This is a genomic window from Mycobacterium sp. SMC-21 (assembly GCF_045310825.1).
Lineage (GTDB): Bacteria > Actinomycetota > Actinomycetes > Mycobacteriales > Mycobacteriaceae > Mycobacterium.
The window spans coordinates 1-23,189 of the sequence record NZ_JBJIAO010000007.1 but is presented as its reverse complement, the minus strand read 5'-3'; the positions used below and the strand labels follow the sequence as shown (position 1 = coordinate 23,189).

17 protein-coding genes are annotated in these 23,189 nt (G+C 67.1%); 11 read left to right on the top strand and 6 right to left on the bottom strand.

The genetic code is table 11. The features are described from left to right. The first annotated feature begins 72 nt into the window (after positions 1-72). The 11 genes from ACJH6H_RS09655 (at position 73) to ACJH6H_RS09605 (ending at position 13,582) form a co-directional block, all read left to right on the top strand. Positions 73-852, top strand: a complete 780-nt coding sequence (locus ACJH6H_RS09655; protein ID WP_212807866.1) for a DeoR/GlpR family DNA-binding transcription regulator — start codon at positions 73-75, stop codon at positions 850-852. Next, complete coding sequence (gene pfkB / locus ACJH6H_RS09650; protein ID WP_406774755.1) at positions 849-1,826, top strand: 1-phosphofructokinase; 978 nt, start codon at positions 849-851, stop codon at positions 1,824-1,826. Before ACJH6H_RS09655 ends, pfkB begins: the two co-directional genes overlap by 4 nt. A gap of 25 nt (positions 1,827-1,851) precedes the next feature. Beyond that, positions 1,852-3,873, top strand: a complete 2,022-nt coding sequence (locus ACJH6H_RS09645) for a fructose-specific PTS transporter subunit EIIC (protein ID WP_212807864.1) — start codon at positions 1,852-1,854, stop codon at positions 3,871-3,873. A gap of 45 nt (positions 3,874-3,918) precedes the next feature. After that, entirely contained in the window at positions 3,919-4,176 is a 258-nt protein-coding gene (locus ACJH6H_RS09640) for an HPr family phosphocarrier protein (protein WP_020099974.1), read from the top strand. 193 nt (positions 4,177-4,369) lie between these two features. Then, complete coding sequence (gene mycP / locus ACJH6H_RS09635) at positions 4,370-5,716, top strand: type VII secretion-associated serine protease mycosin (protein WP_212807863.1); 1,347 nt, start codon at positions 4,370-4,372, stop codon at positions 5,714-5,716. After that, positions 5,713-7,098, top strand: a complete 1,386-nt coding sequence (gene eccE / locus ACJH6H_RS09630; protein ID WP_212807862.1) for a type VII secretion protein EccE — start codon at positions 5,713-5,715, stop codon at positions 7,096-7,098. Before mycP ends, eccE begins: the two co-directional genes overlap by 4 nt. Positions 7,099-7,112: 14 nt before the next feature. Continuing rightward, positions 7,113-8,684 carry a PPE domain-containing protein gene (locus tag ACJH6H_RS09625; protein ID WP_212807861.1) on the top strand — a complete coding sequence of 524 codons (1,572 nt, stop codon included), beginning with the start codon at positions 7,113-7,115 and terminating at the stop codon, positions 8,682-8,684. Next, positions 8,681-9,019, top strand: coding sequence for a YbaB/EbfC family nucleoid-associated protein (locus ACJH6H_RS09620; protein WP_212807860.1), 339 nt, complete (start codon positions 8,681-8,683; stop codon positions 9,017-9,019). Before ACJH6H_RS09625 ends, ACJH6H_RS09620 begins: the two co-directional genes overlap by 4 nt. 10 nt (positions 9,020-9,029) lie before the next feature. Then, the gene (locus tag ACJH6H_RS09615; protein WP_212807859.1) at positions 9,030-10,214 is read left to right on the top strand and encodes a hypothetical protein; all 1,185 of its coding nucleotides are present in this window, start codon (positions 9,030-9,032) and stop codon (positions 10,212-10,214) included. Between the two features lie 157 nt (positions 10,215-10,371). Then, on the top strand, positions 10,372-11,565 hold the full coding sequence (locus ACJH6H_RS09610) for a hypothetical protein (RefSeq protein ID WP_244872715.1): 1,194 nt from the start codon (positions 10,372-10,374) through the stop codon (positions 11,563-11,565). A gap of 10 nt (positions 11,566-11,575) precedes the next feature. Beyond that, the gene (locus ACJH6H_RS09605; protein WP_212807857.1) at positions 11,576-13,582 is read left to right on the top strand and encodes a serine/threonine-protein kinase; all 2,007 of its coding nucleotides are present in this window, start codon (positions 11,576-11,578) and stop codon (positions 13,580-13,582) included. Between the two features lies 1 nt (position 13,583). On the opposite strand, the gene ACJH6H_RS09600 is transcribed toward ACJH6H_RS09605, so the two are convergent. The 6 genes from ACJH6H_RS09600 to ACJH6H_RS09575 form a co-directional block, all read right to left on the bottom strand. Beyond that, positions 13,584-14,264 (bottom strand): sensor domain-containing protein, encoded by a 681-nt coding sequence (locus ACJH6H_RS09600; protein ID WP_212807856.1) that lies wholly within the window; start codon positions 14,262-14,264, stop codon positions 13,584-13,586. 33 nt (positions 14,265-14,297) lie between these two features. After that, on the bottom strand, positions 14,298-17,348 hold the full coding sequence (locus ACJH6H_RS09595; RefSeq protein ID WP_212814468.1) for an ATP-binding cassette domain-containing protein: 3,051 nt from the start codon (positions 17,346-17,348) through the stop codon (positions 14,298-14,300). Between the two features lie 55 nt (positions 17,349-17,403). After that, positions 17,404-18,882 carry a neutral zinc metallopeptidase gene (locus ACJH6H_RS09590; RefSeq protein WP_212807855.1) on the bottom strand — a complete coding sequence of 493 codons (1,479 nt, stop codon included), beginning with the start codon at positions 18,880-18,882 and terminating at the stop codon, positions 17,404-17,406. Between the two features lie 101 nt (positions 18,883-18,983). Next, positions 18,984-20,087 carry a hypothetical protein gene (locus tag ACJH6H_RS09585; protein WP_212807854.1) on the bottom strand — a complete coding sequence of 368 codons (1,104 nt, stop codon included), beginning with the start codon at positions 20,085-20,087 and terminating at the stop codon, positions 18,984-18,986. Positions 20,088-20,187: 100 nt separating this feature from the next. After that, entirely contained in the window at positions 20,188-21,732 is a 1,545-nt protein-coding gene (eccD, locus tag ACJH6H_RS09580; RefSeq protein ID WP_212807853.1) for a type VII secretion integral membrane protein EccD, read from the bottom strand. Then, positions 21,729-23,144, bottom strand: coding sequence for a MinD/ParA family protein (locus ACJH6H_RS09575; RefSeq protein WP_406774806.1), 1,416 nt, complete (start codon positions 23,142-23,144; stop codon positions 21,729-21,731). The genes eccD and ACJH6H_RS09575 overlap by 4 nt, the downstream gene beginning before the upstream one ends. Positions 23,145-23,189: the final 45 nt, after the last annotated feature.

The following is a 23,189-nucleotide window of genomic DNA, read 5'->3' as shown; positions in this document are numbered from 1 at the left end:
GTCAACACATCCAAGCGTAAAACAAACAATACAAAGATCGAACCGGATGGATTCCCACACAATTGGAGGGTCATGTACGCGGAAGAGCGGCAGCAAGCCATCGCCGCGCGAGTCCTCGCCGACGGCCGCGCCTCGGTCAACGACCTGGCCGAGGCCTACGACGTCACCACCGAAACCGTCCGCCGCGATCTCGACGTCCTCGACAAGGCCGGCGTCATCCGGCGCGTGCACGGGGGAGCGGTGCCCGCCCGCACCCTGCACCTGGTCGAGCAGGGCGTCGTCCAGCGCGATTCCACGCAGACCCAGCAGAAGGCCGCCATCGCGGCCGCAGCCGTCGCCTTCCTGCCCGCCACCGGCGGGACGGTGCTGATCGACGCCGGCACCACCACCGCGCGCATCGCCGAGCTCATCCCCACCGACCGCGACCTCGTCGTCATCACCAACTCCATTCCCGCCGCCGCAAAGCTGACATCCAACCCGACGGTGTCCCTGCAATTGCTGGGCGGCCGCGTCCGCAGCCTCACCCAGGCCGTGGTGGGGGAGCAGGCCCTGCGGACACTCGACTCACTGCGCGTCGACGTCGCCTTCCTCGGCACCAACGGCATCAGCGTCCGACACGGTTTCTCCACCCCGGACAGCGACGAGGCCGCCATCAAGCGCGCCATGGTCCACTGCGCCAACCATGTTGTGGTGACGGCGGATTCGAGCAAGTTCGGCAGGGAAGACCTCGTCAGTTTCGCGCCGCTGTCGGCGGTTCGCACCGTCGTCACCGACACCGATATCCGCCCCCACGAGCGCCAAGAGCTCATCGACGCCGGCGTCGACGTCATCTGCGCGGAGAGTGAATCATGATCGTCACCGTCACCCTGAACCCGAGCCTCGACCGCACCGTCACGCTCGACGAGCCGCTGACCAGGGGAGCGGTGCACCGCCTCACCCCCGTCTCCACCGAGCCAGGAGGTAAGGGCGTCAACGTATCTCGCGCACTGACCCAGAACGGTGTCGACACCCTCGCGCTGCTGCCGGCAGCCGACCACGATCCGATCCTGACAGGGCTGACGACGCGCGGCGTGCCGTTCCACAACATCACCATCCCGGGCACCGTGCGCAGCAACCTCACCATCACCGAAAAAGACGGCACCACAACCAAACTCAACGAGCCGGGGGCCCACCTGGATGCCGCCGCACTGGCGACCCTGACCGCCGCCGTCTGCGACCACGCAGCGGGGGCCACCTGGGTCGTGCTGTCCGGATCGCTGCCCCCCGGGGTGCCCGACGACTGGTACGCCGGCATCGCGGCCCGGCTGGCGGCACTGCCATGCGGCGTGGCGGTGGACACCTCCGAACGTCCGCTCACCGCCCTGGCAGAAGCCTTCGAATCCGCGGCGCCCGACCTCATCAAACCGAACTCCGAGGAACTGGCCTGGCTGACCGGGCGCTCCGCATCGGAGCTGGAAGACGCTGCCGCACAGGGCGATCCGATGCCGGTGGTATCCGCCGCGCGGCAGCTCGTCGACCGCGGGGCCGGCACCGTGCTCGTCACCCTCGGCGGCGCGGGCGCCGTCCTCGTCGACCGCGACGGCACCTGGGCCGCCACGGCCCCGTCGATCGTGCCGCGCAGCACCGTCGGAGCGGGTGACGCGTCGCTCGCGGGCTATCTCGCCGCCACCATCGCCGGTGCCGCACCCGCGCAGCGGCTGCAGACCGCCGTCGCGTACGGCAGCGCCGCTGCCGCCCTGCCGGGTTCCGCACTGCCCGGCCCGGACCAGATCGACGTGAAAGCCGTTCAGGTCCACGCCGTCACGTCCGCCTCCGCCCACCTCTGATCCGTTCTATTCAAAAGGAACACCCATGCCGATCATCACCTCGGACCTCGTCGCACTCGACGTCGACGCCGGCCCCGACAAGCAGAATGTGATCGAACTGCTGGCCGCCCGGATGGCCGAAACAGGCCGCGCCACCAACGGAGACGGACTCGTCGAAGCCGCCCTGGCGCGCGAAGCCCAGTCCGCCACCGGGCTTCCCGGCGGCATCGCCATCCCCCATTGCCGATCGCCCCACGTCGACGAACCGACGATCGGGTTTGCCCGCCTGGCGCCCGCGGTCCCGTTCGGCGCACCCGACGGCCCCGCCGACCTCGCCTTCCTCATCGCCGCCCCGGACTCCGGCGGTGCCGAGCACATGAAGCTGCTGTCCAGCCTGGCCCGGGCCCTGGTCCGCAAGGACTTCGTCGAACAGCTGCGGGGCGCGGGCACCGCCGATGAGGTGGTCGAACTCGTCGAAGGCGTGGTCGCCCCGACACCGGCAGCCGCGGTCACACCCCCGGCGCCGACCCCCGCCGCACCTGCTGCCGAACCGGCGCCCACGGCCTCGATCATCGCGATCACGGCCTGTCCCACCGGAATTGCCCACACCTACATGGCCGCCGATGCCCTGAAACTGGCCGCCGACCGCGCCGGGGTGCACTTCAGCGTCGAAACCCAGGGCTCGTCCGGGTCCACCCCACTGTCCCCCGAAACCATCGCCGCGGCCGACGCCGTCATCTTCGCCACCGATGTCGGGGTCAAGGACAAGCAGCGCTTCGCCGGCAAGCCCGTCGTCGCCTCCGGTGTGAAGCGGGCCATCAACGAACCCGACACCATGATTGCCGAAGCCGTTGCCGCGGCGAAGGATCCGCAGGCCCCCCGAGTCCAGGGCGAGACCGCCGGGGCCGCCACCACCGATACTCGCGGCGGGCTGGGCTGGGGCACCCGGCTGCGCCAGATCCTGCTGACGGGCGTCAGCTACATGATCCCGTTCGTGGCGGCCGGCGGTCTGCTGATCGCGCTCGGCTTCCTGTTCGCGGGATATGAGATCGCCAACAAGCCTGCCGGGCAATCGGATTCGCTCGCACACATCATCGCGACCACCAACTCGCTGACCAACCTGCCCGCAGGCGGGCTCATGCAGTACCTCGGTGCCGTGCTCTTCACCTTGGGCGGGCTGGCCTTCGGCTTCCTGGTCCCCGCGCTCGCCGGGTACATCTCGTTCGCCATCGCCGACCGCCCCGGTATCGCACCGGGTTTCACCGCGGGCGCAGTGGCCGTCACCGTCGGCGGCGGATTCATCGGCGGCATCGTCGGCGGCCTGATCGCCGGGTTCGCCGCCCTGTGGATCAGCTCGTTCAAGGTGCCCCAGTGGTTCCGCGGCCTGATGCCGGTGGTGGTGATCCCACTCGGCGCCTCGCTGATCGTCGGCCTGTCGATGTTCCTGCTGCTGGGCCGTCCGCTGGCCGCCGTCACCTCCGGGCTGACCCACTGGCTCGGCAGCATGTCCGGCAGTTCACTGATCCTGCTGGGCGTCATCCTCGGCCTGATGATGTGCTTCGACCTGGGCGGACCGGTCAACAAGGCCGCCTACTCCTTCGCCGCCGCCGGACTGAACATCACCGACGTCGCGTCGCTGCGGATCATGGCCGCCGTCATGGCCGCCGGAATGGTGCCGCCGCTGGCCATGGCGTTGGCCTCGGCGGTCCGGCCCCGGCTGTTCACCGAACCCGAACGCGAAAACGGCCGGGCCGCATGGCTTCTCGGCGCATGCTTCATCAGCGAGGGCGCCATCCCGTTCGCCGCCGCCGATCCGCTGCGGGTCATCCCGTCGATGATGTTCGGCGGCGCGGTGACCGGCGCCCTGGTCATGACGTTCGACGTGACCTCCAAGGCACCGCACGGCGGCATCTTCGTCTTCTTCGCCATCGGCAACCTCATCTGGTTCGTGGTGGCCGTCGTCGTCGGCGCCGTCTGCAGCGCGCTCGCGGTGATCGCCGCCAAGAGCGCCGGCCGGTCGCTCCCGCCGGTCGACACCACCGCGGCCCTGCAGCCGGCCAACAGCTAGAACGTCCCGATCAAGCAACAAACCCAACAATCACAAGGAGAAGCAATGCCCAGCAAGACCGTCACCGTCGGATCCGCCATCGGCCTGCACGCCCGTCCGGCGGCCGTCATCTCCGAGGCCGTCATCAATTCCGGTGCCCAGGTCACCCTCGCGGTCGACGGCGGGGAACCCGTGGACGCCGGCTCGGCACTGATGATCATGACGCTCGGGGCAGGCAACGGAGCGCAGGTGACGGTGGCCTCCGACGACGAAACCGCCCTGGCCACCGTCGCTGACCTGGTGGCACAGGACCTCGACGCCTGACGGGCACGGCTCGGGGTCACTCCCAGCAGCCACAGAAAGCGCACAGAGCCCCCACTACGCACCACTAGTATGAATTCGTGCTACATGCGTATGGGGAGGGCATCGCGGTTCGCGGCGGTGTCGTAGCGGGAAAAATGTCACGGGGGACTCGGAACATCACGAGCGGTCGTCCCCATGGTGGGGGCGGTTGCTCGTGCGTCGTCTAGCCGCCGTAGCTGCTGCGTTGCTGCTGGCTGTCGCCAGCGCCCCGCCCGCACTCGCCATCGAACCGCCGGCCATCGACCCCGGCGCCGTCCCGCCCGACGACACCGGCCCCGATCAGCCGATGGAGCAGCGCAAGATCTGCTCCGCACCGACCGTGCTGCCGAACACCAACTTCGCCGACAAGCCGTGGGCGGCCGACTATCTGCACCTCGCCGAGGCACAGAAGTTTGCGACGGGAGCAGGCGTCACCGTCGCCGTCATCGACACCGGCGTGAACGCCTCGCCGCGGGTCCCCGCCGAGCCCGGCGGCGACTTCGTCGACAAGGGCGGCAACGGCCTGTCGGACTGCGATGCCCACGGCACCCTGACCGCGTCGATCATCGCCGGCCGTCCGGCACCGACGGACGCGTTCATCGGCGTCGCGCCCGAAGCCCGCATCCTATCGCTGCGCCAGACCTCGGAGGCATTTCAGCCGAAAGACTCCCGCAGCGATCCCAACGATCCGAACACCACCCAGACCGCCGGGTCGCTGCGCAGCCTCGCTCGCGCCATCGTGCACGCGGCGAACCTGGGTGCACAGGTCATCAACATTTCCGAGGCCGCCTGCTACAAGGTGACCCGGGCCATCAACGAGACCGGCGTCGGTTCCGCCATCGCCTACGCGGTGAACGTCAAGAACGCCGTGGTCATCGTGGCCGCCGGCAACACCGGCCAGGACTGCAACCAGAACCCGCCGCCGGACGTCAGTGTGCCGTCGGACCCGCGGGGCTGGAAGCAGGTGCAGACCATCGTCTCGCCGGCCTGGTACTCGCCGCTGGTGCTGACCGTCGGCGGCATCGGGCCGCAGGGCCAGCCCAGCAACTTCTCGATGTCCGGCCCCTGGGTCGGTGCCGCCGCCCCCGCCGAAGGCGACACCGCACTGGGCTACGACGGCAATCCCGTCAACGCGCTGAACGGACAGGACGGCCCCATCCCCATCAACGGCACATCGTTCGCCGCGGCGTACGTCTCGGGCCTGGCGGCCCTGCTGCGGCAGCGTTTCCCCGACCTGACCGCCGCACAGATCGTCACCCGCATCACCGCGACGGCACGCCATCCCGGTGGGGGAGTGGACAACTACGTCGGCGCCGGTGTCATCGACCCGGTGGCGGCGCTGACGTGGGACGTTCCCGCCGGCCCCAAGCAGGCGCCCTACCAGGTCAAGAGCATTCCGCCGCCGGTGTACATCCCGCCGCCGGACCGCGGGCCGATCACGATGGTCGTCGTGGCCGGTGCCGCGCTGATCGTGCTGCTCGGCCTGGGTGCGGTGACCCGCCGTGCGCTGAGGCGCCGATGAGGCACTTCGGGCTCCGCTTCACCACGGGGCACCTGCTGTGGGCGGCAACGCTGGTGCCGGCGGTCGTGCTGCTGTGCATGCATTTCAATCTGCTGTGGCTGGGCATCACCCTCGGTGTCCTGATCGCGCTGTTCTCGGTCCTCGCCATCCGCGGGCGGCGGCTGACAGGCTGGATCGCCGCGATGTTCGCCTGGCAGCGCCGACGCAAGGTCGCCCCGCCGGCACCGTCGGAACCGGCCGTCGGCGCGACGGTCATGCCCGGCGACCACGTCGCGGTGCGCTGGCTGGGTGACCACCTGGTCTCGCTTGTCGAACTGGTGCCGCGCTCGTTCACCCCGACCGTCATCGTCAACGGCGAGGCCTTCACCGACGACAACCTCGACACCCGACTGGTGGAGCAGCTGCTCGCGGCGCACGCACCGGATCTCGAGGCGGACATCGTCTCGGCCGGCTACCGCGTCGGCAAGACCGCGCCCTCGAGTGTCGTCGCGCTGTACGAGCAGGTGGTCGGCCCCTACGCCGCCCCCGCCAACCGGCGGACCTGGATCGTGTTGCGCGCCGACCCCGACGAGACCCGCCGGTCGGCCCTGCGCCGCGGCACCGGGGTCTCCGGCCTGGCCAGCTACCTGGTGGCGACCACCACCCGCATCGCCGATCAATTGGCCAGCCACGGCATCGACGCCCGCCCCGCCCGCAGCTTCGAGGAGTACGACCGCGCGACCGCGATCAGCTTCGAGCGCGAGACGTGGTCAACCATCAAGGGCCGCAGCACATTTACCGCGGCCTACTCGGCACCCGGCGGTCCCAACATGTGGTGGTCGGCGCGCGCCGACCACACGATCACCCGCGTCCGGGTCAAGCCGGGTCAAGCGCCGACGGCGACCGTGCTGCTGACCACGCTGGCCACGCCGACGACGCCGCGCGGTTTCTCGTGTCTGTTCGGTGGCCAACGCGCCGCGCTGGAGGGGCTGAGCCCGATCACCGACCGGCACTACGAGCTGCCGATCGGCTCGGCCGGCGTCCTCGTGGGGGAGACCGCCGACCGCTACCCGGTGTACATGCCGTTCGACAACGTGGACTCGACGATCAACCTCGGCGACGCACACGTGTTCACCCAGTTCGTGGTCCGCTCGGCGGCGGCAGGGGCCGTCGTCACCTTGGCGCCGCAGTTCAAGGAATTCGCGGGGTTCATCAACGCCCGGATCGGGAACGTTCCGAAGGTGGTGTGGCCCAACGCCACCACCTACCTCGGTCCACACCCGGGTATTTCACGAATTCTGTTGCGCCACAACTTCATCGATACCCCGCGCCACCGTCAGCTGCCCATCCAGCTGATCAACCCGCGCGAGGAGAGCCGGTTCCAGATGGCGCTGGAGAAGTGAGGGGGAGCAAGTAGATGGCTGGAAAACTGAAAGTCTCCTCGGAGACGCTGAACGCCAAGGCCGCTGAAGTCGACGTAGACCTGCCGACCTTGCCGCCGGCGCCCAATGCGCCATGCGAGTTGACCATCGCGCAAGAGGCCACCGGTTTCCTCAAGAACAACCTGCAGCAGCTCGACGCCGCACTCAAGGCTGGGCGGGCTCAGAATCGGCGACTGGCGGCCTGCCTACGGGCGGCCGCCGCGGCTTACGACGCTGCCGACGCAGCCGGGAAATCCGGCATCAATGCCACCGAGCTGGGCGCTGGCGGTGGTGCACCGATCACGCCCAACCTGCCCCCGGCACCAGCCCCTTCAGACCCGGTCGGCAGCTTGCCCTGGATGCTCGAATCGCTTGGCGGAGCCGAATCGCACCCCAGCAATCCCGGCATGGACTGGGAGGTGGCCGCCAAGCAGATCAACGGCGGCGACCAGGGCGCCTCGATGATCGAGTTCGGCGCGAAAATGACTGCAGTGGCAGCGAAACTGGCTGAACTGAACGGCAAGTTCAACATGGCGGGCGTCGAGTGGGAAGGCGACGCTGCCGAAGCCGCGGAGACGGCGCTGAAGGACTACTCGACGTGGCTGACGGCGATGACCGCGGCAGCGAACAACCTGGCCGTCCAGGCCATCGAACTATCCACGATCCATGGCGGCAGGCGACCCGAGCATCCCAGCATGCAGGACGTGGCGGACTACGAGAACGCCAGCGTGCTCGCGACAGTCGGTCAGGCGGCATACGACTTCTTCACCGGCCACGCCACCAAGCAGCAAGAATCCGACACCGTACGAGCCAAGTACGCGCAGCAGGCGACGATCCGATCCCTCGTCACCCCGCCACCACCCAACTTCGGGTCGAGCCCGTGGCCGGCCGTCAAGCCGGGAGACGTGGCGAAGAAAGACGGCAACGGCACAGGCGCGCCCCAAGGACCTGGTGGAGGTGGACCATCGGCCGGTGGCGGCGGTGGCACCCCGAGTGGTGCGACGCCATCGATTCCGGAGTCGCCGAGCGTCAGCCCGGCTTCTGCCGGTGAGCAGAAGCCCGCAGGCGGCGGATCACCCTCTGGCGGTTCACCTTCCGGTGGCGGCTCGCCGTCAGGCGGCTCCGGACAGGGTTCACCGAGCGGTGGCATGCCCGGCGGCTTGGGCGGCGACAAGCCGGAGATGCCGAGTCTGCCCGACGGCCCCGGCGTGAGCCCGGCGTCCGCGGGCGGCGGCGCGGGCGGCGGGTCCGGAGGCGGTGGCGGTGGGCTGGGCGGCCAGCCCATGCAGCCGGCAGCCGTCGCGCCCGCGGTGGGTGCCGGTGGTGCGGCAGCCGGTGGCGCCAGCCAGGCCGCGGGCCGCCCTCCGGTCGGCGGCGGCGGTATGGGTGGCGGCATGGGTGGCGGCATGGGCGGCCACGGCGCTGGCCGCGAAGGCGGCAAGGAGAAGAAGCGCAACGCGAACCTGTCGCCCGACGAGGTCCTGTACAAGGAGGACCGGGCCTTCACCGACGGCGTCATCGGACACCGGCGTCGCACCAAGATCGATGACAAGAAGGACACCAAATGATCGAGATGCACCCCGAGGTCGCTGCGGTTCTCCAGCAGGCCCAGCGTCTGCAGTCGGTCATGGACGAGCAGCTCGCCAAGATGAACACCGAGTCGTTCACCGCGACCGACGAGGCCAAGACCGTCGAGGTCACGCTCAACGGCCACCACTGGCTGACGGACCTGTTCATCGAGGACGGCCTGCTGCGCCTCGGCGCGGAAACCGTCGAAGCCCGCATCAACGAGGCCTTGGGCAACGCGACGGCGAAGGCCACCGAGTCCATCAACGCCGACCGGGCCCGCCTCAACGAGCTCGTCGCCGAGATCACGGCCGGTAATCCGCCCGCCCAGCCGTAGCGGTCACTGAATGAAGATCGCCAAGCTGGCCGCGGCGACCGCGGCCGTGGCACTGTTGGCCGGCTGCACCACGGTGACGACCGGCGATGCCACGAAAGACCCGTCATTCAAGCCGGGTGACGCCATAGTCAGCCTGCTGAACCCGGGCAACTACCCGACGGTGCCGAAGCCCGGACCAGCCATGAAACCCGGGCCCGAGAGCGGCCGGATTATCGACGGCGAACGCATGGGTGACTACGTGGTCGGGCCATGGGAGATTGACCCGCAGCTACTGCACGTCGGCTTCACTTCGACCGGTCTGTTGTTCAGTGTCGTATCGCTCCTGTCGCCCGAGCTCGACCAACTGGCGCAACAGCACCACTTGATCTACGGATTCGGCTCCGGCCGCCACACGGACGTCGACGCCGACCACCTCCGCAAACTGCAGAACACCGTTTTGCGCTTTCCAAGCCCCGACGAAGCGGCTGCCGCAGCATCTGGTTTCTACACACGGCACCCGGGCATCCACGATCCCTCGACGAAACTCAATCTCCCGATACCCGGACATCCGGAATCGCAGGCGCTCCAAGTCACCATGCCTGATGGAACGTTCGCCACCTCGATCATCTCCCCGCATGGCCCATATGTGTTGATTCAAAGCGGCACAGCACAGGAAAGCCCCGGCGTTTCATTGCAACTGGCGACCAAGTCGTTAGACCTTCAGGCAAGTCGAATCGACAACTTCAAGCCCACCGATCCCAGTCAGTTCGCCACCATGCAGACCGATCCAGAAGGACTGTTGAGCAGGACGGTGCCCACCAAGGAACACAAGGCAAACCAGGGCTTGTGGGGGCCACGCGGCCTCCTTCATTTCGAAGACGACCCAGTCCAAACCGCCGCGGCATTGACGGCAGCCGGCGTCGACGTCATCTCGGTACGCGGTACCTACCTCTACCGGGCCAAAGACGCCACGACCGCGGCGCAGCTCGCGCAGAAGCTCGCCGAGCCTGGCGGTAGCAGCCCCAGCGAACCTGGCCCGACCGTACCCGGACTCCCCGCGGCCAAGTGCCGGGCGATCAATTATGCGGAAGTGAAAGCGCTTGTCTACGACTGCACCGCGTCATTCGATAGGTGGGTGTACGTGGCTTCCTCGTTGCAGCCGTTCGACGCCACACAACGAATGGCATCCCAATACCTGCTGCTGACCGCGAAATAGCGGCACCTGGTTCAACTCGCGTTCGGCCGCCTTCAGGCCGTCCGGCCGTTGCCGCGGCGGGCTGAGGCACTCAGGCGCTCGAGTGCGTACAGTTCGCGGAGAGTCACTGCGCAACGCAACGGGGAGCCGGCGCAGTCGGGAGACGATGGGGAACGTCATGAAGACCGCCAAGTTGGCCGTAGCGACGGTCGCAGTGGCACTGCTGGCCGCCTGCACAACGATAACGAACGGCGACGCGACGAAAGACCCCTCGTTCAGGCCTGGTGACGCCATCGTCAGCCTGTTGAACCCCGGGAACTATCCGACGGCACCCAAGCCCGGGCCCGCGCTGAAACCAGGCGCCGAATCTGGACGCCTCATCGATGCCGAACGGCTTGGCGAATTTGTCGTCGGACCGTGGGAAGTCGATCCCACCCTGATCAGCATCGGGGTGAACGTGACGGGCGTATTTCTCGACGCCGACCGCCTAAACAGCGTCGAGCCCGGCCCGATGAAGCAGATCGCCAAAGATCATCAGCTGATCAACGGGTTCGGCTCAGGTCGTGGCACCATTCGCGGCGCGGATCACGACAACCAGTTAGTGATTCTGGTACTGCGATTCCCAACAGCCGACCTGGCCAACGACGCTGCCCGCCAATTCGCGGCACAGGCCCCGACAATAGATCCAGCCTCACCCAATCAACCGATATCAATTCCAGGACATCCCGAGGCGCTCGCGCACGCAGCCACCACGTCAGAGCGAAGTTTCACAGTCAGCTCCTATACTCCGCACGGGCCATACGTGCTGTATCAATACGCTTCGAGTGACGTAAACCGCGACACCGCAACACAATTCGTTGCAAAGGTGCTGGATATGCAGACTTCACGCATCGACAAGTTCCAGCCAACCGATCCAGCGCAGTTCGCCACCATGCAAACCGATCCCGAAGGCCTACTCAGCCGGACAGTTCCCACGAAGGAACACAAGAGCAATCAGGGCCTATGGGGGCCACGCGGCATCCTTCATTTCAGTGACGACCCGTTACTCACGAGCACCGCCCTGACACCAGCCGGCGTTGACGTCGTTTCGGTACGCGGCACCCATCTGTACCGGGCCAAAGACGCCGCCGCAGCGACGCAGCTGGCGCAAAAGTTCGCCGAGCCTGACGCCAAGAACCCAAGTGAACCTGGTCCCGCCGTGCCCGGCCTGCCCTCAGCGAAGTGCCAGGCAACCGATGTCGCTGACGTCAAAGCCCGGGTCTACTCCTGCGCGGCAGCGCTGGACCGGTGGGTCTATACGGCAGCATCATTGCAACCATTCGACGCCACACAACGAATGGCGTCCCAGTATCTGCTGCTGACTGCGAAATAATCGGACCACAATGACCTCGACCTTCAACCCCGGCGACATCGTGGCCGGTTACACCATCGAATCCGTCCTGGGTGTCGGTGGCATGGGTGTGGTGTACAAGGCCAAGAATCCCCAGCTGCCCCGCAGCGACGCGCTGAAGGTTCTCACCACTTCCATCCAGGGCGACGGCCAGTTCAGGGAGCGCTTCCTCCGCGAAGCCAATGTCGCCGCCACGCTCGACCACCCCAATATCGTCGCGGTCTACTCCCGTGGCGAAACCGAGGCGGGTCAGCTGTGGATCGCCATGCAATACGTCGCGGGCACCGACGCCGACCAGGAAGTCCGGTCCGGGCGGATGTCACCCGCGCGGGCGGCCCGCATCATCACCGAGGTCGCCAAGGCTCTCGATTACGCGCATCGGCGGGGCATCATGCACCGCGACGTCAAGCCCGCCAACTTTCTGCTGGCCAACGCCGAAGATCCCGGTGATGACGAACGAGTCTTCCTGGCGGACTTCGGGATTGCTCGCGCCTTTGATGACGCTGCGCACCTGACCACCGACGGCTCGGTCATGGCGTCCATCGCCTATGCGCCACCTGAAGCGCTCAGTGGGCAGCACGTCGACTCTCGAGCCGATATCTATTCGCTTGCCTGCAGCCTGTTCGTGCTACTCACCGGCCGGACACCGTATGGAGGACTGCCGGGTGGCATCGCCGCGATCGCGGCAGCACACGTGACAGGAGAGATACCGCGCGTCACGGATCGGGTGCCTACTCTTCCGTGGGCGCTGAACGAAGTCATCGCCCGCGGCATGGCGAAGGACCCCAACGCGCGCTACCAGACTGCCCGCGAACTCGCGGCCGCGGCCACCGCGGCCGTCGCGAACCCGGGCCCTGCGCTACAGCCGCCCAGTCGGCTACCGCCTCCGGGTTCGCAGTCATGGCCGCCGCGTCAGCCAACACCGCCCGATGGCGTATTGACTTATCCGAGCGGACAGTTCAGCGGTCCTTACCCGCCCGGCCCGCTGCCTGGCCAGATGGCGGCACCCCAACCTCCGGCTGCTCGACAAAAGAGTCCACGCAAGCGTCGAATAGTCATCGGTGCCGCCGGCGCCGCCGTGATCACCGTCATCGCGGTCGTCGCCTCCATCATGCTGATCGGCAAGCCCGACGCCCCGGCGTACACGGCGCAATCATTCACGCACGCCCACGGCACCACCGAAATCACAAAGGCGCCAACAGCTGTCGCCGCCTTGGGCCCCGGCGACGCCGACGCCGTGCTGTCGCTCGGCCTACAACCGGTGGCCATTGCCGGCGCAGGCACTTCCCTGCCCTCATGGTTGCAGTCCAAGATCACCGGAACCCCGTCGGTCAAGGACACCGTCGGTTTCATCGACACCAGCGCCATTCAGGCCGCCAAACCCGACGTCATCATCGCGACCGGCGAGATCGATGACGCGACCTACCAGCGCCTCGCCGCGATCGCCCCGACCGTGACTCAGCCAAAAGACACCAGCCGAGCATGGAACTGGCAGACCCAGCTCAAATGGATCGGCAAGATTCTCGGCCGCTACAAGGACGCCGACAACCTCATTGATCAGGTGTCGTCCCAGCAGACCGACCTGAAGAATCAGAATCCGAGAGCCGCGGGGAAGAGCGTCCAGGTGATCCACGTGTCGGACGATGGCGTCAGCCAGACGCTGACGCCGTCCAACGCGGCCGACTATCTCAGTTCGCTCGGCCTGAACTACGACCCCGAATTGCGTCGCAAGCCAGGCGACAATAGTTCAACCCGTTCGATGCCCGACCTTGGAAAATTGTTCTTGATTCACAGCGAAGTACTGGTCGTGGTCCGCACCGACAAAGCCGCCGGTAACGGTGGGGCAGCGGGGCTTCCCTACCAATTGGCCGCCTACCGCGGATCGATGATCATCGTGGATGACCCTAATAGCGTTGCAGCACTTGCCGATCCCGGCGGCTACCTGGCTACCGAGTATCTCAACGCCAACTTCGTTCCGCTGATGAGTGTCATCCGCTGATTCACAGGCCGGCGGCGATCTTCGCGACTAGGTCGCGCCCCTTGTTTGCCACGTTCGGAGCACATACCCGCACGTCAATGATCACGTTCCTGCGCGAACCCAATGCGTGCTGACATGGAACCCGGGTCCCGTCGCTGGCTGTCCCCGACACCGGAACGCTCGCGACGGAATCGACCGATTCAACTCTTTCCAACGCATACGTCAGGGGCACCCGACCACCCGTGACAGTCGCCTGCTGGTCCTGGCACGACCTCCAATGTCCGGTAGTCGCCTCACGAAAGCCCGCCGCCTCCGCGTCCGTCGAGAATGCGGCCACCACCTGCACCACTTGCGCATGCTGATCCCCGTGAAGAAGCTGCCCTGCGAAACCTGTTCGGCCGTAGTACCCAATGGTGTCGAGAGCCGGCATGACCGCTTCGAGACAGCGGATCGGTTCCACCCGCAGCTTCGTATCCGGTTTTCTGAAGATCGCCTCCGGCGTCATCGCGACGCCCACCAGGTCGCTGATCTCCGAGGGCGAGCCCAACAGCCTCGGCAGGCCGGCATCATCGATCGGTTTGGCTACAGCTGATGTCGACGTCGCCGGGGAAGCGGCACCTGTGGCCGTCGTGGCCGTACCCGACACTTTCCGGTCAGTGACCGAACAACCCGCCGCCACAACGACGACCGCTCCGATGAGCATTCCAGTACGCCAGGGATTCATCTGATCCTTCCGTCAGCTGACTTTGTCAGCGATCTGCTTGGCCAGCTCCGCCGCCTGCGTGCCGCCGCCCGGGCTGCACGCCAGCACGTCGACCACCACATCGGCCTTGGTGGTCAGCACGTGCTGGCAGCTGCGCCCCGGTTCGGTGAACTCCGCGGTGAGGGTGCCGTCGTCGGATGTGACCCCACCGACGGCCAGCTGCCGCGCCGGTCGGCCGTCGGCCGTGAACGTCACACCTGTATTCGCACATCCCAACCATGTCGCGGCGGCCGGAATCCGTTCCGCTGCTTGCGGTCCTGGATAGCCCACGGCATAAGCAACCATCCAGGTATTCGGGTCCGCCGGGTTACGCAGTTCCATACCTGACATCCCGGTGAACCCCGGGCCGAAGGTTGTGGCGCCACCTGCGTCCGCGACACCGGCGCACGGCGGGGGAGTGGCTGTCCCTGCTCGCGGAGTTTCCGCGGTGACGATGGTCGCGGTCGCCATCGGCGGCGACTGCATGGCGGCGCTCACCGCCTTGCCGTCGGGGAGCAGGGTCGCCAGGTCGATGCGGTGCCCCGGCGGCGCAACAGCTTTGGGTGGTGCTGTGGGTGCCGTCGGTTGCGTCGGCCGGTTTCCGGAGTCGCGGGTCACGTAGGTCATGCCGGCCACAAATCCCGCGGCCAGGACCACGGCGCCCACGATCAGCGCCGCTTTCGGCGCACCTGATTCGGCGCCGCAGCTCGGCAGCCGCAGCCGTCGGTACACCACGAATCCGGCAACCGCGCCCAGCAGCACCAGCACCCCGATATCCAGCGCCCACCAACGTAATTCGTGGTGCCACAGCTGATCGTCGACCGACATGAGCGGAGCAATCTTCAGCAGGTCGACCACGCTCGCCGACGCTGCGAAGCCCCACCGCCCCGGCAGGAACCACGATGCCTGATCCAGACCGACACGTCCGGTGACAGGAATCATGCCGCCGGAGAACACGATCGACAGCATGATGACGACGACGAGCATCGGCAGAATCTGCTCACTGGACCGCGCCACCGAGGACAGCAGCAGACCCAGGATCGCCGAAACAATTGCTGCCACAGTCAGACTCACATAGAAGTCGAGAGTCGGGCTGCCCAACAGCAAGGCACCCTGGGTGGGTGCACCTTTGCCGATCACCACGATCGCCACCACGATTGCTGTCTGAATGGCAGTAAATGCGCTGTAGACAACGATTTTGGCGGAAAGGTAGGCGGCGGCCGACAAACCGACAGCCTGCTCCCTGCGGAAGATGGTGCGCTCGCCGACCAGATCACGGATCGTCAGTGCGGTCCCCATGAACACTGCCGCGATGTTGGCGACGATGAGCAGTTGATTCGGTTCGTTGGGGGAGTGGCCTACAGTCGCCACCCCAAATCCGGTGTCCCCCGGCACGATCAGCGACATCGCGCCCAGGATGAACGGCAGTAGCAACAGGAAGGTGGTGTAGATCCGATCGGCGAAGATCAGCCGCAACTGCCGGCGCGCAACGGTGAGCAGCTGACGGCGGGTGCTGGTACGGGCCGGTGCACCGAGCGGACCCGCGGGCTCCGGCGGCGCCGCCGGTCGGTCGGCGGCCGGATTGTTCTGCAGGAACACCGCATGCGCCGCGTCGGGATTGGCCGAAACCCAGGCGAAGATGTCGGCCCAGTCTTGTGTACCCATCGCTGATCCGACCGCTTGCGGGGGCCCCGCGTACACCGTCTTGCCGCCGGGCGCCAGCAGCAGCACCTGATCGCACATGTTCAGGTACGTCAGGGAGTGCGTCACCACCAGCACCGTGCGCCCGGCATCGGCCAGGCGGCGCAGCATCTGCATGACCTGTCGGTCCAGCGCCGGGTCCAAACCGGAAGTGGGCTCGTCGAGGATCAAAAGCGATGGGCCGGTAAGCAATTCAAGCGCCACCGAAGCGCGCTTACGCTGCCCGCCCGAAAGCTTGTCCACCCGCTTGTCGCGGTGCGCAGCGAGCTCGAGCTCAGCGAGCACCCGTTCCACCACAGCGTGGCGGTCATCCTTGCTCGTGTCGGGCGGCAACCGGAGTTCGGCGGCATAGTTCAGCGCCTGACTGACGGTCAATTGCCGATGGACCACGTCGTCCTGGGGCACCATGCCGATCCGCGACCGCAACGACGCATAGTGGGCGTGCACGTCGTGTCCGTCGAAGGTGACCTGCCCGGACGTGGGTTTGGTGACGCCGCCGAGCAGCCTGATCAGCGTCGACTTGCCTGCGCCCGAGGGGCCGATCACCGCCGTGAGAGTGCCGGGCCGGGCGTCGAACGACACGTTGGTCAGCAGCTGGTGGCCCTCGATGGCGAGGCCGACCTGGCGTACCTCGATGCCACCGGTCGCGACCGCCTGCCGCGACTGGACCGCGGTACCTCCGGTGAACACCAGGTCGGTGTTGCCGACGGTGATGACGTCCCCGGGGCGCAGCGTGACCGCCTCGACGCGGTGACCGTTGACGAAAGTACCGTTGCCCGAGCCGTTGTCGTACAGCTGGGTTCCGGTCGGGGCGGGTATCAGGTAGGCGTGGATTCGGGAGGCCAGCGAATCGTCGACTCTGATGGTCGCTGTCGAATGCCGCCCGATGGTGACGGCGCCCGCGGGCGGTCCCGACGAGCGTTGTGGGGCGGCTGCAGGCGGGCGCGGCGGCGGAGGCGGCGGCTGCGGCGGAACCGGCCGTGGCGCTTGAGGGATCCGCTGCGTCGGACGCGGGGATGCCATCTGCGCCGGTGGCTGCCGGTACTTGGCGACCGGAATGACCTGGGTCGCCGTACGGAAGTGGAGCTGCGGCCCGTCCGGAGCTCCGACGGCCAGCACGAGGTCGTCACTGATGACGGCCGACGGCACGCGCATCCGATTGGCGAAGATTCCGTTGCGGGACTTGTCGATTGCCACCCACTGACCGACACCGGGGTCTACCCGGATGATCAGGTGCAACCGAGATACCACATGCTTGGCACCGGGGCCGGCGTCCGGGATCCTGACGTCCGAGGCCTCGCCGCGGCCGACGGTGACCTCCTTGCCGGGCGGGAAGGTGAACATGGCGCCACCGAGCGTCACGATCAGCGGCGGGACGGAGCTCACGAATGCACTCTCCTCACTGGTAGCGCTTGTAGCAGCCCTCGTCGTCGGTGGCCAGCCCCGCCCGGAACGCCGCGATCCGGGTGAATGCCGCCGGAACACCCTGCCCGTCGACCGCCGTGGCCACGTAACCGTTGGTGAGCAGCCCGGCGACGGCCTTGTCCAGGTCACCTGCGGTCAACTGCAGGCTGGCACCACTGGGCAGGTCATGCGGCTTGGCCATCTGGCGCTGGGCCTGCGCAGTCAGGCAGGCCGTGCGTAGCGCGGCTGTCGGATTGTCCAGCTTGACGCCACGCTGGTTCTCGAGCGCCATCATGTACCTCGACACGATGATCGAGAACGCCGTGTTGTCACCCTGGATGAGCGTCTTTTCGGCCATGTCGGCCGGTGTGCCGATCTGTTGCAGGGTAGGCAGGTTCACCGAGATCGTGTTCGTCGACGGACAGTACGAGGCAGGCGAATCACCCTGTGAGATATCACATTTCGCCGGCTCGTAGGTCAACTTCGGCGGCTGCTTCGGGGAGTAGATCACCCCGAGCAACTCGACCAGAGTGCCGATCGTGTCCTTGTCGATCGCCAGGTCTGCGGACCGGTGATCGTCGTCCATCGGCTCATCTTCGAGCTCCATCGGCAGACCCTTGCGGCGCTGCTTGATGTCGTTCAGATCGATGGCCGCGCAGGCCTGCGGCCCGACGGTGAAGCCCTGCTGGAACGCGCTGACCCGGTCCAGCGCGGTGCCGTGGCCGTCGGTGAGCATGTCGTCGTCGTGCGGCCCCAGCGTGGGATCCCGGACGGTGATCAATCCGGCGAGCACATGGTTGAGGCCGTCACCGGTGCTCATCATGAACCGCTTGGAATCACCGGCCGCGACATAGTGCAGATACGCGCCGGCGAAGCAGTCGGCCTGCTGTTCACGGACGATGACCGGCGTACTGCGGGTCACCAGTTTCGCCATGTACTGGATCGCGTGGCCGTATTCATGCCCGATCAGACCCGCGACTGAGACGTCGCCGAAGTACTTTCGCCCGGTCGGCACCATGATGCCGCGGTCCCACGCCATCAGCTTCTCGCTGGGGCAGTAGAAGGCATTCACCAGGCCGGCGGTGTCCTCGCCGCACGCCTCCGGACTGCTCCGATCGCGGGCGTCATACGACAGGAATTTCTCGATCGGTTTGAATGAGCCCTTCAAACCCGATGCGCTGTAGTCGTGTTGCCAGTACTCGGCGATGTCATTGATCGCCTGCAACGCCAGCCGGTCGACGTCGCTGTTGTTGGTGTTCTGCACCTTGCCGACCGCTGCGGGCGCGTTGTCGCGCAACCCACTCGGGCCATCCTTGGCCGGGAGGTCGGCGACGTGGAAGGGGTCGTTGACAGGCGAGACCGCGGTGCCGGCGACGGTCGGCGCACAGCCGGCGAGCAGCGTCACCACGCATACCGCCACCGAACGTCGCAGCGCCGTTCCGCGTATCACCCGCAATCCGAAACCGCCTGTCATCGTGCCCCCTGACGTTCGATTCAGACTATGGCCTGCCGGCAGCTTCAGAACAGCGAACGGTGCACCCCGATGTCAGGGTGCACCGTTCATCGGTCGGGCTGTCAGAACTGACCGGCAGCGATCTTCTGAATACCCTTGTGGACCTGAATTCCGATGTAGCCCAGCACAACTGCGATGACACCGTTGATCACCACAGCCAGTATCAACATTGCCGTGAGGCTACCGCTGATGTAGGGGCTGCTGCTCACTCCCGCCAGGCCGATGATGCCGATCAACAGACCCAGCAGGCTGGCGGCCGCACCCACACCACAAATCCCGTAGGCCACGAACTGGGCTGCCAGCTTCGTGCCGAGGGCCAGGAAGCAGTAGGCCAACCCGAGCCAGACCACACTGGCGATGAGCGAACCGATGCCACCGAACAGGCTGAGGAACAGCCCGATCAGCACCGCTCCGCCATAGCCGAGATAGACGAACTGGTTGGAACCCTGCGGGTTGTTCCGCATGTTCTGGAACCACGGCTGCTGAATCAGTTCGCCGCGGACACCGCGCGTCATCAACCGGAAGATGAACGAATCACCCTTGGTGAGCAGCGACTTGGCCATGTCGACCGGCGTCTGCTGCGGACCGGCCGGCCCGCCGAACTGCGGTGCACCCGGGCCGGGGTAGCCACCGGGTTGGGGCGCGCCGAAACCAGGCTGGGCGCCGCCCGGACCAAATCCCGGCGGGATCGGAGCGCCGAAACCCGGAGCGCCGAACCCGGGGGCACCGTAGGTCGGAGCGCCGAACCCGGGCGGGGGCGGCGGCGGCACGGGCGCACCCGCGGGGTTCCACGGCTGCTCAGGCTGCGGTGGCACCGGTGCTCCGGGCTGGCCGAACTGCGACTGCGGCGGCTGATAGCCCGGCTGCGGCGGCTGCCACTGCGGGGCCGCGGGCGGCACCTGCTGGCCGTAAGGGTTCGGCGCGGCGGGAGGCTGCGGCGGCTGCCACTGCGGGGCCGCGACGGTCGGCGGAACGACCTGAGTCTGGTCACCCGTCTCGGGGGCGGCTGCGGTCGAGGGAACGACCTGGGTCTGGTCGCCCGTCCCCGGCAAGGCTGCGCTCGGCGACTGGAACGCCGACCGATCGACGAACTGGGTCTTCTCCTCGAGATCACCGGCCGTCGGCGGCTGCTCACTCGCCGGGCCGGCCTCGTGATTTTCGGACATATCGTGGTCTCCCTAAAAATTGACTACTCAAGACACGGTACGGGCGCCAACATGTCGGTCCTGCAGCGGTATCGCGCTCCGGGCGCGGCCGAAAGACCCGTCAGAACCGGATGTTCCGGATGTTGTCGTAGACCCCGGCGATCCACAGCAGCAACGGAATCACCGCGGCAATCGCCGCTCCATCGGTCAGCTCCAAGATCCTCTTCGTCACCGGCGAGACGCGGCCGACGCCGTCCGTCGCACCGACGGTGATCAGCGCCACCAGCGCAAGGGCGACGTACAGCACTATCACCAGCCAGGCGCTGTCGGCATCCCACGAGACCAACTTGATCATCACCCCGGTCGGGATGGCCACCGTCGCCGCCAACAGTGCCCAGCCGCACCACCGTTCTGCGTAGAGCCGCGACCGGAAGCCGCAGACGACCGTCACCAGTCCCGCGACGATCAGCGAGTGCACGAAGAAGTGTCCCTGCACCACGATCGCGATGGCACCGTAGGTCAGCACCGTGACACCGGCGCTCAGGAAGCCGATCAACAGCTGTCGTGCCAGCGTGCTGCGTTCTGTCAGGCGGGCCGCGGAATCAGGCACCGAATCGATGATCGCGCGCCATGTCGCCGACTCTTCGTCGATGACATTGCTGTGCGCGGCAACCGGATCCAGCAGTTCCTCGTTCGCGATCACCTCACCCGGGGCCGGGATCGGCGGCAGCGCGATCCGCGCCACCGCGACCGTGAGCTTCGCCGCGTTGGTCACGACGATCAGTCCGAGGGCGATGGCACCGGCGGGAACCCACGAAGCTCCGCCATATCCGTAAGCGATGGCGGCGCCGGTCACCGCGGCCGCGATGACCGCCAGGAAAGCTGCCACCGCAGCACGTTTGCGCGGCCCGCCGCGGGTCGCCAGCACGACGATCAGAATCACCGCCGCCGCCCCGGCGAGCTGCGGCGCACCCATGTCGTTGATGCCCCGAGGGAGCGGAACCGCCAATGCGGCCGCGCCACCCAACAGCGGCAACGAGGCCACGAGAAGACTCTCGGACAGATCGACGTTGTCGTAGCGGCTCTTGGCAACGAAGCTGCCGCCCAACACCAGCGCGCCCAGCAGGCCGAGCGCGACCGGCCACCACCAACCGTGGCCGGACTGCGACCACGACCACAACGACGCACCAGCAACTGCGAGCGTCGCGACTGGGATGGCCAGTCCGACAAGCCGTTTCAGCGCGGCGCCGTCGAACTCTGGGGACTCTTCGAGCACCGCCATGGCGTCGATGACGTCCTCGACCAGCGGCCGGTAGCGTTCGGTCCGACTCACCGACACCAAGGTCAGCAGGGCACCGTCGACGACCCCGGCGTCGTCGAGCGACTCGGTGGACTTCAACGGCGGCGACCCCGGGCGCGCGAACGCCCAGACGCCCTGGGCCTTGAAGTCGAACCCGGCCAACACATCGGCCGGGGTGTCGTCGAGCAGATCGGCGAGGACGTTGACCGTCTCGTCGATGTAGGTCTCGATCGGCGTCGACGCCGGCAGGACCAGATCGGTCATGCGTCGACCCGTCAGGATGGTGACCCGGGTGGTCGACTGCCTTGTCGGATTGTCAGCTGCCGCGGTGGGCGCGGCGGTTGCGGGGCCGGCCGATGCGGTCACCGGCGCTCGAGCCTGTCGAAGTCGTCGGACAGCGCCGCGGCGAGTTCGGTGATGCGCCGCTGGTAGGTCTTGCCCAACAGGTCGAACTGGATGTCGGAACCGGCGGCGATGTGCTTGTCCCACGGCAGTACGACGACGCGGCCGGCCGGCACGTGCCGCTCGAACTGCTGCACCAGGTCGTCGACGTCGATGTTGGTCTTGCCCGGTGTCACGTGGTTGATGACCACACACGCCCGGCCCAGCAGATCCTGATATCCGTTCTGGCGCAACCAGTCCATGGTCACCGCTGCCTGGCGGGCACCGTCGATCGAGGCGCTAGCGACGATCACCAGACCGGACACGGTCGACAACACGGCTCGCGATGCCTGGTGGAACAAACCCGCGCCGCAGTCGGCGAGCACCAGGTTGTAGTACTGCGAGACGATCTTGACCGCGGCCGACCAGTCCTCTTCGTTGAAGTCGCGGCGCGCGACGCTGTACTCGGCCGACGACAGCACCTCGAGGTTGGAGGCATTCATGCTGGTGTACGCGCGGATGTCGTTGTAGCGCGCAAGTTCCTTGTCGGACAACAGATCCGAGATGGTCGCGGCCGACTGCCGGCCGGCCCGGTCGGCCAGGTTGCCACCGTCCGGATCGGCGTCGACAGCCAGGATTCGGTCACCGCGGACTTTCGCCATGACAGATCCCAGAGTGACCGTGACAGCCGTCTTGCCGACGCCGCCCTTCAGCCCGAGCACACCGATCTGGTACGAGTCGCGGGCATTACGTCGGATCCGGGTGTAGAGGTCCAACTCGTACAGTTCGTCGGGCGACAGGCCCAGGTTGATCCGCGTGAGCAGGTACAGCACGTGGCGCCAACCACGCTGCGACGGCATCTTCACCCCGGCCCGCACGCCGACGTGAGACAGCGCGTCGATGGCGCGGTGGTCGCCGATGGTGGCGGCCGACGTCTGGTCCGGCATGTGCTGCTCGGTCCACTGCATGTCGGCCTGGGGATCCATGGCGTAGTGCTGTGGCGGCGGCTGCATGTGCCGCGGTGGGGGCGGCATCATCATCGGGGCGTGCTGCGGCTGCTCGTACTGCGCGCCGGCCATCGGCGCGCCCTGCGGCGAGCGCATCAGGCCGTTCTGCATGAATTGCGGTGGCGTAGGCGGCATTTGAGTCGTCACTTCAGACGGCCGCGGCGGCGGGACCATGCCCGGCGGCTGCTGTGGCTGGCCGGCAACGGGCGGGCCCGACGGCGATTCGGCCCCTGCAGCCGAGGCAGCGGCCGCGGAGGCAGACATCTGCGCGGCGGCAGCAAGGGTCGCATGGTCGACGGTTCGCGTGGCTTCCTCGTTGTCGGCCTGGCCCGGCGAGTTGTTGAAAAGCCGGTCATAGTGGCTCTTCGCACTTGACGGTGTAGGGACGATCAGCTGCTTTCGGTTGGTCCTGTGATCGGGTGTCTGGTTGGCTGG